This is a genomic window from Streptomyces sp. S07_1.15, assembly GCF_020739505.1.
Classification (GTDB): Bacteria; Actinomycetota; Actinomycetes; order Streptomycetales; family Streptomycetaceae; genus Streptomyces; species Streptomyces xinghaiensis.
In genome coordinates this window covers 3,378,674-3,393,025 of record NZ_JAJBZK010000001.1, presented here as the reverse complement: position 1 = coordinate 3,393,025, position 14,352 = coordinate 3,378,674, and the positions used below count along the sequence as shown (strand labels likewise).

Below are 14,352 nucleotides of genomic sequence, written 5' to 3'. Positions count from 1 at the left end.
CCCCCATTCTGCGGGAGGCGTGCGACAAGCCGCTGGTGCGGTCCGCCGCCTGTGGATAACGTGCCCGGCATGCATGCGAGACGCGCCGCCCCCGACGACTGGCCCGAGCCGGAGGATTCCGACGACCTCGACGCCTTCCGGCACGGACAGGACACGATCCGCGAGATCGAGGCGTCCGGGGTGGGGGACGTCACCGGCAGAACCCTGCTGCACCTCCGCTGCCGCAGCGGCCTGGACACCCTCTCCTGGGCGCGGCAGGGAGCCCGGCACGTCGTCGGCCTCGACAGCTCCGAGGCCGCCGTGGAGGCCGCCCGGGAGCTCGCCGCCGACCTGGGCCTCGGCCCGGACCGCGCCGCCTTCGTCACCGCCCCCCTCTACGACGCGGCGCAGGCCGTGCCGGACCCCGCGTACGACATCGTCCACACCGGCGCCGGAACCCTCTCCCGCCTCCCCGACCTGCGCCGCTGGGCCGAGACCGCGGCGGCCCTGGTCGCCCCGGGCGGCTTCCTCCACCTCACCGAGTTCCACCCGCTCACCGGCGTCCTCGACGACGAGATGGGCGCCCGGATAGTGCGCGACCACTTCAGCCGCGACCCGTTCGACGACACGCCGGACAGCCATCCGGACTTCGACACCCAGGCCGTCCGCCACCCGATGGGCGAGGTCGTCACCGCCGTCGCCGAGGCGGGCCTGCGCGTCGACTTCCTCCACGAGCACGACATCACCCGCTTCCAGCGCTTCGGCTCCCTGGAACCCCGCAGACCCGGCCCCCGCCGCCCCGCCGACCGCCCCCTCGTCCCCCTGCTCTACTCACTCCGCGCCACCCGGCCGTGAGGGGGCGCCGCCCGCGCGGGCATGATCGGACCAGCAGCTCCACGACAACCGACAGCCGAGGGAGTGACCAAGGATGATCGTCGCGTTCTCCGTGACGCCGATCGGATCCGGCGAGGACGTCGGCGAAGACGTGGCCGAGGCCGTACGCGTCGTACGGGAGAGCGGCCTGCCGAACCGCACCGACGCGATGTTCACCAGCATCGAAGGTGAGTGGGATGAAGTGATGGACGTGGTGAAGCGCGCCGTCCGGGCGGTCGAGGCCCGCGCGGGCCGCGTCAGCCTCGTCCTCAAGGCCGACATCCGCGAGGGCGTCACGAACGGCCTCACCACCAAGGTCGAGACGGTGGAACGCCTGCTCGCCGAGGACTGACGCACTCGCGCGGCCAGCCGGGACGGACCCCGGCGGGCCGTCTCGTTTCCGGGAACCCGCGCCCACCCGGCGGATCAGGGAGTCTCGGTGATCTCCACGCTGTCGCTGTCCTGGTCGGAGAGGAACAAGGCCAGTGCCCGGCCCTCTTCGGCGACGCCGGAGCGTTCCGTGCGGGAGAGGCGGCGCAGCGGGGTGATGGTGACGGTGGCGTCCCGGTCGGTGGTCCAGGTCGCGCAGACCCGGCCGTCGGCCAGGACGACGCGCTCGCCGGCGACCGACAGGCCACGGTGGGCGTCGTCGATGATCCTGCCCCGGTACTGGTAGCCGAGGACGGCGTTGTCGAAGGCGGGCAGGAACCGGACCGGGGCGGGGGTGCCGGGATCGGGGCGGGGGGCGTGGGGCAGGTCGAGGAGTTCCCGGCCGCGCTCGTCGCGAAAGGTGACCAGCTCTTCGCGGATCGCGGCGATCGCCGCGGGCAGCCCGGCGAGGCCGCACCAGGCGCGCACATCGGCCGAGGTGGCGGGCCCGTACGCGGCCAGGTAGCGCCGTACGAGGGCCTGGCCGACGGGGTCGGTGCCGTGCCGGGCGGGCGGGGTGATCTCGCGGCCGAGCCAGGCGGACAGCAGGACGTGGCGCACACCGGCTCTGGTGCGCCACAGCCCGCGCGGCGGGATCTGCGCGGCGGGCACCAGGGCCGGGATCAGCATTTCGCCCAGTGCGCGCCGCTGCCGCCCCGCGGCCGGCCACTGCCCCGCCACCGGCCACCGCTCCTCGACGGCCCGCAGCAGCTCGCTCATGGTCCGGGGCTCGGCGTCGGCCATCACCGCCCGGCCCGCTGCGGCGAGTTCATCGAGATCGACCCCGGCGAGTTCGCCGCGGTAGACGCCGAGGACCCGCTGGCGGAGCATGCTCTCGTGGCGGGAGCGCCAGTCCAGGGCGTCGCCGGCGGTGAGCAGGTGCACGGTGCGGCGCATGAGGTGGGTCCGCACCACGCGCCGTCCGGTCAGCAGGCCGGACAGGTGCGACGGCGCGAAGGCGCGCAGCCGTGACCAGAGGCCGGTGAACGGTTCCTGGGGTTCCTGGGCCTGTAGGCCGCCGAGATGTGTGATGGCGTCTTCGGCCGGCAAGTCGGCCCGTTCGAGCAGCAGTTGCCGGGCGAGTGTCGCGCGGCCCAGGGCCCTGTCGTCCAGAACGGTCATACGGTCTGCCTTCTTCCCGGGGTCTGCCCCGGCGGTCCCCGTGTGGTGTGTGGTGGTACCCGGGGAGCCGGGTGCGGCTTTCCTGCGGCGTGTCGCCGGTCTCCGGCGAGCCGGTGGCCGGGCGTTGCCCGGGAGGCGGCGGGTGTCCGCCCGCCCGGGCCGGGGCCGGTCAGCCCGCGGGGTAGGCGACGGCGACGTCGACGACCCAGGTGACGCCGAAGCGGTCCCTGAGCATGCCGTAGAGCGGCGCCCACTGTGCGGGGCCCAGCGGCTGCAGGACGGTCGCGCCCTCGCTGAGCCCGTCCCAGTAGGCGGTGACCTCGTCGGCCGTATCGCCGCGCAGCGAGAGGAAGAACGCGTTCTCGCCCTGGTCCCACGCCTCGCTGGAGGGAACGTCGTAGGCCATCACCCGGAACCCGTTGTCGGCGGTGACCTGGCCCCACGTCACCTGATCCGCCTCCGCCGGGTCCTGGACGTCGCCGGCGTCCTTGTAGGTGACCACGGTCAACTGCCCGTCGAAGACGGACTGGTAGAAGGCCAGGGCGGTGCGGGCATCGCCCCGGAAGTTCAGATGGGTCACTGCGTTGACGGACATGATGGGCTCCCTCGCCTCGGAACAACACAAGATGGCTGACGCGCCCGGCCGCAAGGGCCGTTGAACGCGCCGGTCCACCGGGACCGGGCCCGTCGCCTGAGAGCCGAAGCCCGCACGGACCACCGGTGGCGGTCGGGTCCGCGGGCCCGGCGGCCCGGTCGGTTCGAGGACCACCGTCGCAGCAGTAGCGGACAGGATGTGTCCTCTTTCCGGGGCAGCATGGGGAACATGCAGAAGACTTCCGCGCGGCTGCTGTCGTTGCTCTCCCTGCTCCAGACGCGCCGTGACTGGCCGGGGGCGTTGCTGGCCGAACGGCTGGACGTCAGTCCGCGCACCGTGCGCCGCGACGTCGACCGCCTGCGCGAACTCGGCTACCCCGTCGAGGCCGCCAAGGGTCCCGACGGCGGATACCGGCTCGGCGCCGGCACGCGACTGCCACCGCTGCTGTTCGACGACGAGCAGGCCGTCGCCCTGGGCATCGCGCTGAAGACCGCCACCACCGGCGGTGCCCGTATCGGGGAGGCCGCGGCCCGCGCGCTGACCACCGTCCGGCAGGTCATGCCCGCGCGGCTGCGCCACCGCGTCGACACCCTCCACCTCACCGCCGTCGAGCCGTCGGCCGGTAGGCCGGCCCCGCGGGCCGGCGGTGACGTGCTGATGACGCTCAGCGCCGCCGTCCGCGCGCACGAGACACTGCGCTTCGACTACACCTCCGCGCCTGGGCCGGTGTCCGCGTCCGTGTCCGCTTCCCCGTCCGCGCCGGCCCCCGGCGGCAGCACCGGCGCGCCCCCACCGCGCCGGGCCGAGCCCCACCATCTGATCACCTGGGGCGGGCGCTGGTACCTCGTCGCCTGGGACCTCGACCGCGAGGACTGGCGCACCTTCCGCGCCGACCGCATCACCCCGCGCACCCCCACCGGCCCCCGCTTCACCCCGCGCGAACTGCCCGGCGGCGACGTGGCCGCCTTCGTCACCGCCAGGTTCCGGGGCTCGGAGACCCCAGCCGGCCCCGGCGACCACGCGAGCTCCAACAGCTCCGACAGCTCCGGCAGCTCCGGCAGCTCCGGCAGCCCCGGCGGCCATGGCTGGCCCTGCCGAGGCGAGGTGATCCTGGACCTGCCCGCCGCCGAGGCGGCCCCGTACGTCCACGACGGAACGGTCGAGGATCTGGGGCCGCACCGCTGCCGGCTGGTCCTGGGCTCCTGGTCCTGGCCGGCTCTAGCCGCCGCCGTCGCCGGGTTCGACGCCGACTTCGAGGTCGTGGGCCCCGCGGAACTCACCGACGCCTTCGCGCGCCTGGCCCGGCGCTGCGCCGCCGCCTAGCGCTGAGCCGGGCGCCGTGCCGGGCCGACTGGTGATCCGCGCTGCCCGCCGCGAACCTAGGCGGGCAGGCCGCTGCCCCCGCCCGCCACGGAGCCCCGGTCGAGGTCCTGGAGGCCGACCACGCGCAGCAGTTCGAGCCTCTCGTGGGACCTGCTGCCCGGACGGGCGGTGTAGACGATCAGCCGTTGGTCGTGCTCCGGACTCAGCAGGACCTCGCAGTCCAGCTCCAGCAAGCCGACGACCGGGTGCACGAAGCGCTTGACGTCTGTGCGGCGCACGGCGACGTGGTGGGCGTCCCACAGCGCCGAGAACTCCTCGCTGCGGGCCCGGAGCCGGCGTACGAGCCCGGCCAGCCGGGCGTCGTCCGGGCGGCGGGCCAGGGTGGCGCGCAGGTCCGCCACCGCCGCGCGGCCGGCACGGTCGCGGTCCTCAACCGGGAAGAGCTCCCGCGCGGTGGGGTCGGTGAAGTAGCGCCAGACGATGTTGCGTTCTGCTGCCGGGCGGGCGGAGACGTCTCCGTGGAGCGCCCTGGCCATCGCGTTCTGCGCGAGGACGTCGCCGCGGTCGCTCACCACCTGGGCGGGCGTGTCCGTCAGCCGGTCGAGGACGAGCAGCAGGCCGGGGCGGACATGCTCCGTGACCGGCCGGTGGCGCGAGGGCTCCTCGCCGGCGAGGTGGAAGAGGTGGTCGCGTTCGTCGCCGGTCAGCCGCAGCGCGCGGGCGACGGCGGCGAGCATCTGGCGGGACGGGCGTGAGCCCCTGGCCTGCTCCAGCCGCGTGTAGTGATCGGTGGACATACCCGCCAGCTGCGCCACCTCCTCGCGGCGCAGCCCCGGCGTGCGGCGCCGCGCGCCCCGCGGCAGGCCCACGTCGGCAGGGGCGAGCCGGGCACGGCAGTGGCGCAGGAAGTCGGCCAGTTCGGTTCGGTCCACGCCCCCACTGTGCCCCGGCCCGCCGGGCGCAGCCAGGGACCGCCCGTCCCCGGACAAGGACGTCTCTCCCGCCGCCGCCCGCACCGCCGCACGCTGGAGCCCGGCGCGGCGGACCGGTGCCGTCCGCACGGCAGTTCGTCCGCCTCCGCGAGGTCTGCCGACGCTGCCGTGCACCCTCCTTCCCAGCGCACTTCCCAGCGAATTTCCCAGCGAACAAAGGACTGTTCCGCATGCAGTACCGCACACTCGGGCGAACCGGAATCAAGGTCAGCCCTTACGGGCTCGGCGCGCTGATGTTCGCCACGTCCTTCGGCAACCCCGACCCCGGCGACTCGGCCCGCATCATCCACAGGGCGTTGGACGCGGGTATCAACCTCATCGACACCGCCGACGCCTACGGCGACTCGGAGGAGGTCGTCGGCAAGGCGCTGCAGGGCCGGCGGGACGGCGTCGTCCTCGCCACCAAGGTGAGCCGGCCGATGGGGGACGACCCCAATCACCAGGGGGCCTCACGGCGCTGGATCATGACCGCGGTCGAGAACTCGCTGCGCCGTCTGCGGACCGACCACATCGACCTCTACCAGATCCAGCGGCCGGACCCCACCACGGACATCGAGGAGACGCTCTCCGCGCTCACCGACCTGATCCGCAGCGGAAAGGTCCGGGCGATCGGGACGTCCACGATGCCGGCGTCCGACATCCTGGACGCCCAGTGGGTCGCCGAGCGGCGCGGGCTGGCGCGCTTCCACACGGAGCAACCGCCGTACTCGCTGCTCGACCGCGGTATCGAACGCGAGGTGCTGCCGGTCGCCCAGCGCCACGGCGTGGGGACGCTGGTGTGGGGCCCGCTCGGACAGGGCCTGCTCACGGGGCGCGTCCGCAAGGGCGGGCCGAACGAACTCCGCCGCGCCGGCCTCTTCCGGCACATGACGGACGAGCGCCGTGTCGATGCCGTGGAGCGTTTCACTTCGCTCGCCGAGGAGGCGGGCGTGCCGCTCACCCACCTCGCCATGGCCTTCGCCATCGCCCACCCCGGTGTGACGAGCGCGCTCGTCGGACCGCGCACCATGAACCATCTCGACGACCTGCTCGCCGGCATCGACGTGACGCTCACCGACGACCTCCTCGACCGGATCGACGAGATCGTCCCGCCGGGCACCGACGTAGGCCCGCTCGACCAGGCCTACGTGCCGCCGGCCCTCCAGCAGCCGGGCCTCCGCCGCCGGCCCGCCGGCGAACGCGGCGCCGCCTGAAGCGTCTTGACAGCCGCTCCCGACGGCAGCACCGCAGGCGGCAGGAGCACCGGCTGTCCGGGACGCTGCCGCGCCGTGCCGAGCAGCGGCCCGGACCATCGGGCGGCCTGCCCGGGTTCGGGTGGGCTACAGTTTCCAGAGGGGTACGGGTGCGTACCCGTACCCCGGTAGAGCTGTCGAAAGGGAGTCGCACCATGTCCGACGCCAACGTCCGTATCCCCGCCGAGGCGCGTGACCGGCTCGCCGAGATAGCGGCTGGAGAGGGCATGTCCCTGCGCGCCTACCTGGCCCGGCTGGCGGAGACGCTGCTCACTCCGGCCGAGCGGGCCGAGCGGGCGGAGAAGGCACGGACGGTGCTGCGCGAGTGGAACGGCTACGACCCCAGCGAGCGTGAGCAGACGGCGCTGGACAGCGAGTTGGACCGCCGCATGGCTGAGGCGGGTGCCCCGTGACGCGTGACGTGCACGTGGTGCTCGACGAGAGCGCGATGGTGGCGGCCGGGCGGGGCAACGTGCTGGCGTCCCGGCTGATCCACCGTTCGCACGCAGAGCCGGGCTGGTTCCTGTACGCCACCGTGTGCGCCCTGGTCGAGGCGGATCGCGGCCGGCCGGGCACCGCGGAGCACATCGCGGCCCTGCCCGGCATCGTGATCGTCGACCTGGACCTGCCCGCCGCGCTGGCGGTGGCCCGCGAGACCACATGGTCCGGCGCGCACACGTTCCACGCCGCCCAGCCCGGCCCGGACCGGCCGGACGGCGCGCTGATCGCCACCACGACACCGCACCTGTGGAAGGAACAACCGGTCCGCACCCTGGACCTCAGCCCTTGAACTCGTGCAACGGGGAGCGTCGTTGGGCGATACAGGACCGCGCACCCTGCCTGATCGGGTGGTGTTCCCCGGCCGCCGGCTCAACCGGCGGCTCGGAGACCGCCCGCGGAGCGGCAGTCCCGGCAGCGTCCGGGGCGTTGGGCGCGGAAGGCGCGTTCGCAGCCGTCGCAGGTCTGGAAGGGCAGGACGGCCGGGTGGTTCACGGGGTGCGCCGGTGGGGGTGGAGGTGGGGCGGGGAGGGGTGTTTCGCGCAGTCGGAAGGCGAGGATGCCCGCCGGGCGGGCGTGGAAGCGGTCCGGGAGCCCGGTGGTCAGCAGCTCGGTGATCTGCGGTGCTTCGACGCCCGCAGCGAGCCACTGGGCGACCGCCGGTGCGAGGCGCGCGGCCTCCTGTGCGGAGAGGACCAGACGTGGATCCGCCCGGCGGAGGGCGGCGAGTACGGCGAGGGCTCGGGGGTCGGTGACTGCTTGCAGGTCGGCGGGTTCCTGGGGCCGAGCCGCAGGCTCCGGGCTGGTGGTCGGCTGCGGTGCGGCGTCGGCGAGTGGGGTCGGCCTCTCCGCCGCCATCCGCGCGGGCGGGGGAGCGGGCGCGGGCGCTGGTACGGGTGCGGCCGCCGCCGGGACGGACCGCTTCCGGGGCCCGGTCCGGTGCGGCCCCGGCGACCTAGGAGGGGGTCCGTCCGGATCGGGTCCGGAGCCCGGGACGTCGCGGAAGTACGTCCGGGTGCGGATCCGCCCCGAGGGCAGCCGCTCGCGGCGGCGTTCCAAGTACCCTGCCCGCTCAAGCTCCTTGAGCGCCCGGGAGATCAGGATCTCCCCCTCTGTGAAGTGCTCGCAGAGCGCGGCGATGCTCACGGGGGAGCCGTCGGGCAGGGAGAGGATGTACGCCGCGACGCCGATCGTGACCGCGCTGCCGCGCCGCTGGGCGAGGGCGTTGGAGATCACGGTGAAGTCGGCCATGAGGCGGGTGCGGAGGTGGATCACGCCGGAGGTCGGAGCTCCGGCGTCGGCGCGCAGGCGCGCGTTAGACTGCGGGTCAGCCATCGGGAAGGGGCTTTCTTCCTGATCGGTCAGGCCCTCGATCGGGATTGCCGTCCCGGCCGGGGGCCGTCTGTTTGTGGTTGTCCCGGTGAACGTAACGGCCCAAATCCCGCCCCGGCAAGCCGGTCACCCGGACGGGTGACACGGGGCCGGGAGGGTGGGTAGGCGGGTAGTTCTGTTCCCGGTTCTTTGGGAGGTCAGCGGCCCGCCGGGACCTGGTGGACGAGGAACCGGCGGACCCGGGAGACGGCTCCCGACCGGGGCCCGGCCGGCTCAGACCTGGTGCCGTCCGGCCTTCAACTCGCCTATGAACGCCGTCCAGGAGCGGGCCTCGAAGGCCAAGGCGGGGCCATGTGGGGTCTTGCTGTCACGGACGGGGACGAGGCCGGGGAAGCCGTCGGCCACCTCCACGCAGTCGCCCCCGGCCTGATTGCTGTAGCTGCTCTTGCGCCAGTCGGCGCCGTTCAGATCGGGACGGGACTTTCGCTCCACGGTGGTTGCCCTCCATCACGGATCGGATCATGTCGAGGGACATGAGTGGGGGCAGGGCTGCCGCCCGCAGCCGATCGTAAATGACCCTGTAGCGGTCGACCTCGGTTGTTTCCTCGATGAGTTGGCCGTAATCCGAGCCCTCGGTGTACGCCATCTCCGAGCCGTCCGGGAGGGTCAGGACCGTCAGCGATCCCCCCATCGCCGGGTGCCCGCCCTGGTCGAACGGCAGTACCTGCACGGTGATGTGGCGTTGTTCCGCCGCATCGAGCAACCGTTCCAACTGTTCCCGCATCACGACACTGCCGCCGATGGGACGTCTCAATACCGCCTCGTCGAGAATCGCCCACAGCTCCGGTCGGTCCGGCAGCCGCAGTCGTTCCTGTCGTCCCATTCGGGCTGTGACCCGCTCCTCCAACCGCTCATCACTGTCGAGCAGCGCGTCCAAGCCGAGAACAGCCCGTGCGTAGTCCTCGGTCTGCAAGAGACCGGGCACCACGTGTGCTGCGTACTGCTGGATGGTCACCGCCCGCTCCGCGTGCGCCATGAACTTCCGCGACCAGTCCGGGAACGCCTCCCGGTACACGTACGGCCACAGGTCCACCAGCAGGTGGTCCGCGCCGAGGACCGCATCGAGCGCCCGTGCCAGCTCCAGCGTTGGTTTCGCCCCGGAAGCCCGTTCGATCTGCGTGATGCGGGTGCTCACCACGTGCGTTCTCCGGCCGAGTTCCGCCTGGGTCAGACCGGCCGCCGTGCGGAGTCTGCGCACCCGTGCACCGAACAGCGCCGCCATGGACGTACTGGGGTCAATTCCGTTGGCCAAGGCGTTACTTCCGTTCCTTACGAACCACAAGATAAGGCTGAGCCGTCTTCCGAGCCTAGGGCCGACCGGCGACGCTTGAGCACGGAACGTGACACATCGCCTACACCGCGAGACGTGCGACGGCTCAACGGGTAAGGACGGAAACACTGTGCTGACAGGAACGACCATCTCGGGTGAAGAACCTCGTCGGGGCACCGGATCCCCGGTGGCGGAGGCCGTCGCGCCCGACGGCGAGACCGGCCAACGCCTGGCATCCGCACCGCAGTTCTTGGCGCGGTTCGCCTCGTCCCCCCGAGGCGCGCGGCTCGCCCGGCGCCTCGCGGTGCGGCGCATGGAGGACTGGGGGTACCCGCCGGAGTCGGACGTGTCCTGTGCGGTCGCGCTCGTCGTCGGGGAACTCGCCGCCAACGCCGTGCGGCACGGCCGCGTACCGGGACGGGACTTCGGCCTCCGGCTCGGCCTGGACGGCGCGGCGGGCCTGGTCCGGATCGAGGTCGCGGACGCGGCCTCCGGGAAGCGGCCGCCCGCCGCCCCGCCCCCGTCGTGTCCCGAGGGCGAGTCGGGCTGCGGGCTGCTGCTGGTGGACGTCCTGGCGGTGCGCTGGGGCTGCGCGCCCCGTCACCTGGTGGGCAAGACGGTCTGGGCGGAGGTGTCGACGGACGCCTCGACTGGCTTGATGGGCACGTGATCCATGCCGTTCTGCCCCATCGCCCTCGGACGCGGAGAGCGGTGTCGAGCTCGCGCATGGGGTTCCCCACGCGCCCGCCTCCACAGGGCACGCGGGGCAGAGATCAGGCGCCCGGGGCGGGGCGCGGTGACGACACCGACGTCCGGCGTCCGCGGAGGGGAGCGGGGCGCGACGACTGCCCGGCGCCGTCATCGCCCTTTGGCGGCGTGGACCCCGGTCAGTCCGGCGCGTGGGCGTCGGGCGGGCCGGGCGGGCCGGCCGCGGTGGCCGCGTTCCGGAGGGCGTCGAGGAGCGCGAGCAGGGCGGGCTGCTCCAGGGAGGTCTTCCGGGCCGCCGCCGAGATGACCCTGACCGGTTCCGGGTTGCGGACGCGCCGTACGACGACGCCGGGGTGCGGGGTGCGCAGCGCCAGTCCCGGCATCAGGCCGACGCCGAGACCGGCCGCCACGAAGCCCTGCGCGGTCGCGTAGTCCTCGCTCTGGATCACGAAATCGGGGCTGAAACCCGCCGCCGCGCAGGAGTCGAGCACCGGTTCGAGGCAGGGCCCCGGCGGCTCGCTGCCGACCCACTGCTCCCCGGCCAGCTCGTGCAGGTCCAGCACCTCCTGCCCGGCGAGCGGGTGTCCGGCGGGCAGGACGGCGGCGTACGGGTCGTCCAGGAGGTGCACCACACGGACGCTGCCGCCGTCGTCGGCTCGGTGGCCTGAGGCCCGAACGACCACGGACACATCCGCCCGACCCTGCGCGACCTCCCGGTACGGGTCCCCGGGGTCGGCAAGTCGGAGGTCGATCCGGACACCAGGATGATCCTCGCGGAGCCGGGCCAGCGCGGGCGCCACCAGGGTGGAGCCCGCCGTGGCGAAGTAGCGCACCGACAGCCGGCCGGTGCGCCCGGCGCGCAGGTCGGCCAGGGCCGTCTCGGCCCGGGCGACGGCCGCACTGATGAGCGCGGCGTGCTCGGTGAGCAGCAGGCCCGCCGCCGTGGGCCGTACGCCCCGGCCGACCCGCTCCAGCAGCGCCGTACCCGCCTGCTTCTCCAGCGCCGACACCTGCTGGCTGACGGCGGACGGGGTGTAGCCGAGGTGCGCGGCGGCAGCGGTCACCGTGCCGCTGGTGACGACCGCGCGGAGGACCTGGAGTCGCCTGACGTCGAGCATGCAGCTCAGCTTAACGGTCTGTGCAGAAACTTTCGCTTGTCCTGAAAGCTTGAGTGGGTCACCGTCGAAGCACCGGCGGACGGACCGGCCGACCGGGGGCGGGGGAACCGATGGAGGAAACGCTGTGAACAGCGGCACGCGGAGCCTGGTGGGCGGTGGGGTGCGGGTGGCCGTGCTCGCCCTGCTGTGGGGATCGACGTTCCTGTGGACGGAGCTGGCGCTGCGCGGGCTGTCGCCCCTTCAGGTCACCCTCGCCCGCTGCACGCTGGGCGCACTCGTGCTCGTCGTCGCCGGCTGCGCGACGGGCCGGCGGCTGCCGCGGGGACGTACCGTCTGGCGGCACATCGTCATCGCCGCGTTCTTCTGCAACGCCCTGCCGTTCGCGCTGTTCAGCCTGGGCCAGCAGACCGTCGGCTCCGGCCTGGCCGGCGTCCTCAACGCGACCACCCCGCTCTGGTCCCTGGCCCTCGGCCTCGTCCTGGGCACGGAACGCGGTTCGCGCCCCGTACGCCTGGCCGGGCTGCTGCTCGGCTTCGCGGGCACCGCCGTCATCTTCGCCCCGTGGCAGGACGGCGGTCCTGTCGGCTGGGGCGCCCTCGCCATCGTCGCCGCCGCGGCGAGCTACGCCGTCGCCTTCACCTACATGGGCCGCACCCTCGTCGGCAGGGGCATCCCCACCCTTTCGCTCTCCGCCGCCCAGCTCACCGCCGCGACCGGCCTGGCCGCGTTCGCCCTGCCCGCCGGGGGCCTGGGCCCACCGGAGTTGGGCACGACGACGCTGATCGCGGTCGTGATCCTCGGCGTCTTCACCACCGGGATCACCTTCCATCTCACCTACCGCGTGATCGCTGAGGAGGGCGCCACCAACGCGGCCGTGGTCGGCTATCTGCTGCCGGTGGTCTCCGTGCTGCTGGGCGCGCTCTTCCTGAACGAGGACGTCGGCCCGCGGGTGGTCATCGGCATGGTGGTGGTCCTGGCCGGGGTGGGGATGACGCGGCGGCAGGGGGAGCGGCAGGACGAACGCACGGCCCCGGCGGCTTCCCGTGCCGCGGCCGGAGAACACCGCGCGGACAAGGGAGCCGTGGAGAACGCGGCGGCGAACGTATCTCCGAAGACGGTGCGTTGACGTAACGCTCCCGGCGGACACTGTGCGGCGCCCTCACCCCCGCCGGCGGCGCAGCGAGCGGAAGATCTTCGGCAGGGCGCCTCCGACGGCGAGGGCGGCGAGGGGAAGGACGACATCCGACCACGGGTCGCGGATGGGCTTGTACGTGGCGGTGCCGTCGCGGATCTCGATGTACCCCAGGGGTCTGGCCTCGACCCCGCCTCCGCCGCCTCCCCCGTCGCCGTTCTTCGCGGCGCCCGCCTCGCGCCCGGCGCCGCCGCCGAAGCCGAAGGCGACCTTGGCCACCGGGATGACGGTGACGCCGTCGGCGGTGATGGGCTCCCCGTACACGGCGGTGACCGTGGCGCGGCCGCCGAGCTTGTCGGCCAGGCGTTCCAGCAGAGTGATGGAGGCATGGGCGGCCGAAGCGTCCGCGTCCGGCAGCCGGGCCGGTGACGTCTCGTTCCCGGGGCCGGTCATGACGCGCCGCCCGGGCGGGGGCGTTCCGCGGTGCCGAGGATGTGGGTGCTCGCGGGGGAGGGGAAGCCGCTCTCGGGGAAGGGGAACTTCTCCATCGAGGTGACCGTGAACCCGGCGGCGACGACGGCCGCCCCGGTGTCGCGTCCGGTATGGCAGCCGCCGGCCAGCAGGGGCCAGAGGGTGGCGTCCAGGGCCCGCTGGACACGGCGCATCGCGGGCGTATCGGCGCGTACGTGTTCGAAGAAGCGGAGCTGCCCGCCGGGCCGCAGGACACGGTGGAGCTCGGCGAGGGCGGCATGCGGGTCGGCCACCGAGCACAGGGTGAGGCAGGCGACGGCCGCGTCGAACGAGCCGTCGGGGTACGGCAGTTGCTCGGCGACGGCACCGACGACGTCCACCGGGACCGGTGCCGTGCGGGCGCTCTGCTCGGCCAGGGACCGCAGGCGCGGCTCGGGTTCGACGGCCACTACCCGCCGCACCCCGGGCGGGTAGTGGGCGAAGTTCAGCCCGTTGCCCGCGCCGATCTCGACGACCTCGCCGGTGAGGCCGGACAGCAGGCGTCTGCGGTATTCCGTGATGCCGGCCCGGTCCAGGGCGGGCCCCGCGTACTTCGCGTAGACGCGGGCGAACACCGGGCGGCGTTTGGCCCGCGCGGCGGTCTGTGGGGTCATGGTGGGTCACCGTCCTGCTCGGCGGCAGTGTCTCGGGGCTACGATGGAGCGTGGAGGTGCTACATAGTGAAGCCACTTCACGATAGGCCCGGGGAGACCACTTCCGCCAGCGCCTCGCTGAACCGGCTCTTCGAACTCGCCGAAGTGCTCGGCGCACTGATGGAGCGCGGGGTCGCCGAACGCGGACTGACCCGGGCCCGGGCCGGGCTGCTGTGGGCGCTCCTCCACCACGGCCCGATGACGCAACGGGCCCTGGCCGCGCACCTGCGGGTCACCCCGCGCAACGTCACCGGCCTGCTGGACGCCCTCCAGACCGACGGCCTGGTCGCCCGCGAGCCCCACCCGGACGACCGCCGCGCCACCCTGGTCACCCTCACCGAACCGGGCCGCACCCTGACCGCCGGCCTGCAAGCCGGCCGCGACGAACTGGCCGCACACCTCTTCGGTGACCTACCGGCGCCACAACTGTCGGCCATCCAGGACGGCTTGGAGACGGTCATCGCCCGCCTGCGCGCCACGGACGCGGCACGCCGCCGGGAGTGACGGGCGCGCGCATACTGCCGTG

At 73.6% G+C, this 14,352-nt stretch carries 18 protein-coding genes; 9 read left to right on the top strand and 9 right to left on the bottom strand.

The window, feature by feature from the left end; all coding sequences use genetic code 11:
- The first annotated feature begins 69 nt into the window (after nucleotides 1-69).
- Nucleotides 70-834 carry a bifunctional 2-polyprenyl-6-hydroxyphenol methylase/3-demethylubiquinol 3-O-methyltransferase UbiG gene (locus tag LIX60_RS14540; RefSeq protein WP_227958787.1) on the top strand — a complete coding sequence of 255 codons (765 nt, stop codon included), beginning with the start codon at nucleotides 70-72 and terminating at the stop codon, nucleotides 832-834.
- Between the two features lie 73 nt (nucleotides 835-907).
- Nucleotides 908-1,204 carry an MTH1187 family thiamine-binding protein gene (locus LIX60_RS14535; protein WP_227958786.1) on the top strand — a complete coding sequence of 99 codons (297 nt, stop codon included), beginning with the start codon at nucleotides 908-910 and terminating at the stop codon, nucleotides 1,202-1,204.
- Between the two features lie 74 nt (nucleotides 1,205-1,278).
- Here LIX60_RS14535 and LIX60_RS14530 read toward each other — a convergent pair whose 3' ends face one another.
- Both LIX60_RS14530 and LIX60_RS14525 read right to left on the bottom strand, forming a co-directional pair.
- The gene (locus LIX60_RS14530) at nucleotides 1,279-2,403 is read right to left on the bottom strand and encodes a winged helix DNA-binding domain-containing protein (protein ID WP_227958784.1); all 1,125 of its coding nucleotides are present in this window, start codon (nucleotides 2,401-2,403) and stop codon (nucleotides 1,279-1,281) included.
- A 169-nt stretch (nucleotides 2,404-2,572) separates the two neighbouring features.
- Nucleotides 2,573-2,998 carry a VOC family protein gene (locus LIX60_RS14525; protein WP_227958783.1) on the bottom strand — a complete coding sequence of 142 codons (426 nt, stop codon included), beginning with the start codon at nucleotides 2,996-2,998 and terminating at the stop codon, nucleotides 2,573-2,575.
- A 228-nt stretch (nucleotides 2,999-3,226) separates the two neighbouring features.
- Here LIX60_RS14525 and LIX60_RS14520 point away from each other — a divergent pair, with 228 nt between their 5' ends.
- The gene (locus LIX60_RS14520) at nucleotides 3,227-4,321 is read left to right on the top strand and encodes a YafY family protein (protein WP_227958782.1); all 1,095 of its coding nucleotides are present in this window, start codon (nucleotides 3,227-3,229) and stop codon (nucleotides 4,319-4,321) included.
- Between the two features lie 56 nt (nucleotides 4,322-4,377).
- Here the strand turns inward: LIX60_RS14520 and LIX60_RS14515 are convergent, their stop codons facing one another.
- Nucleotides 4,378-5,253 carry a helix-turn-helix transcriptional regulator gene (locus tag LIX60_RS14515; RefSeq protein WP_227958781.1) on the bottom strand — a complete coding sequence of 292 codons (876 nt, stop codon included), beginning with the start codon at nucleotides 5,251-5,253 and terminating at the stop codon, nucleotides 4,378-4,380.
- Nucleotides 5,254-5,483: 230 nt separating this feature from the next.
- Here LIX60_RS14515 and LIX60_RS14510 point away from each other — a divergent pair, with 230 nt between their 5' ends.
- From LIX60_RS14510 to LIX60_RS14500, 3 genes are all read left to right on the top strand, one after another.
- Complete coding sequence (locus tag LIX60_RS14510; protein ID WP_227958780.1) at nucleotides 5,484-6,506, top strand: aldo/keto reductase; 1,023 nt, start codon at nucleotides 5,484-5,486, stop codon at nucleotides 6,504-6,506.
- A gap of 194 nt (nucleotides 6,507-6,700) precedes the next feature.
- A complete protein-coding gene (locus LIX60_RS14505; RefSeq protein ID WP_227958779.1) occupies nucleotides 6,701-6,958 on the top strand; it encodes a hypothetical protein in 258 nt (85 codons plus the stop codon).
- A gap of 35 nt (nucleotides 6,959-6,993) precedes the next feature.
- Complete coding sequence (locus LIX60_RS14500; protein WP_265585435.1) at nucleotides 6,994-7,335, top strand: hypothetical protein; 342 nt, start codon at nucleotides 6,994-6,996, stop codon at nucleotides 7,333-7,335.
- Nucleotides 7,336-7,415: 80 nt separating this feature from the next.
- Here LIX60_RS14500 and LIX60_RS14495 read toward each other — a convergent pair whose 3' ends face one another.
- The 3 genes from LIX60_RS14495 to LIX60_RS14485 form a co-directional block, all read right to left on the bottom strand.
- Nucleotides 7,416-8,378: a hypothetical protein gene (locus tag LIX60_RS14495; RefSeq protein ID WP_227958777.1), complete on the bottom strand. Its 963-nt coding sequence runs from the start codon at nucleotides 8,376-8,378 to the stop codon at nucleotides 7,416-7,418.
- A gap of 270 nt (nucleotides 8,379-8,648) precedes the next feature.
- A complete protein-coding gene (locus tag LIX60_RS14490; protein ID WP_227962773.1) occupies nucleotides 8,649-8,780 on the bottom strand; it encodes a DUF397 domain-containing protein in 132 nt (43 codons plus the stop codon).
- The gene (locus LIX60_RS14485; protein ID WP_227958776.1) at nucleotides 8,743-9,657 is read right to left on the bottom strand and encodes a helix-turn-helix transcriptional regulator; all 915 of its coding nucleotides are present in this window, start codon (nucleotides 9,655-9,657) and stop codon (nucleotides 8,743-8,745) included. The genes LIX60_RS14490 and LIX60_RS14485 overlap by 38 nt, the downstream gene beginning before the upstream one ends.
- 277 nt (nucleotides 9,658-9,934) lie before the next feature.
- Here LIX60_RS14485 and LIX60_RS14480 point away from each other — a divergent pair, with 277 nt between their 5' ends.
- Nucleotides 9,935-10,375, top strand: coding sequence for an ATP-binding protein (locus LIX60_RS14480; protein WP_374117978.1), 441 nt, complete (start codon nucleotides 9,935-9,937; stop codon nucleotides 10,373-10,375).
- Nucleotides 10,376-10,592: 217 nt separating this feature from the next.
- Here LIX60_RS14480 and LIX60_RS14475 read toward each other — a convergent pair whose 3' ends face one another.
- Nucleotides 10,593-11,531 carry a LysR family transcriptional regulator gene (locus LIX60_RS14475; RefSeq protein WP_227958774.1) on the bottom strand — a complete coding sequence of 313 codons (939 nt, stop codon included), beginning with the start codon at nucleotides 11,529-11,531 and terminating at the stop codon, nucleotides 10,593-10,595.
- A 124-nt stretch (nucleotides 11,532-11,655) separates the two neighbouring features.
- On the opposite strand from LIX60_RS14475, the gene LIX60_RS14470 reads away from it, so the two are divergent.
- Nucleotides 11,656-12,657: a DMT family transporter gene (locus tag LIX60_RS14470; RefSeq protein WP_227958773.1), complete on the top strand. Its 1,002-nt coding sequence runs from the start codon at nucleotides 11,656-11,658 to the stop codon at nucleotides 12,655-12,657.
- 33 nt (nucleotides 12,658-12,690) lie between these two features.
- Here the strand turns inward: LIX60_RS14470 and LIX60_RS14465 are convergent, their stop codons facing one another.
- Nucleotides 12,691-13,116, bottom strand: a complete 426-nt coding sequence (locus tag LIX60_RS14465; RefSeq protein WP_227958772.1) for a spore germination protein GerW family protein — start codon at nucleotides 13,114-13,116, stop codon at nucleotides 12,691-12,693.
- Complete coding sequence (locus LIX60_RS14460; protein WP_227958771.1) at nucleotides 13,113-13,787, bottom strand: class I SAM-dependent methyltransferase; 675 nt, start codon at nucleotides 13,785-13,787, stop codon at nucleotides 13,113-13,115. The genes LIX60_RS14465 and LIX60_RS14460 overlap by 4 nt, the downstream gene beginning before the upstream one ends.
- 66 nt (nucleotides 13,788-13,853) lie before the next feature.
- Here LIX60_RS14460 and LIX60_RS14455 point away from each other — a divergent pair, with 66 nt between their 5' ends.
- Complete coding sequence (locus LIX60_RS14455) at nucleotides 13,854-14,330, top strand: MarR family winged helix-turn-helix transcriptional regulator (RefSeq protein ID WP_227958770.1); 477 nt, start codon at nucleotides 13,854-13,856, stop codon at nucleotides 14,328-14,330.
- Nucleotides 14,331-14,352: the final 22 nt, after the last annotated feature.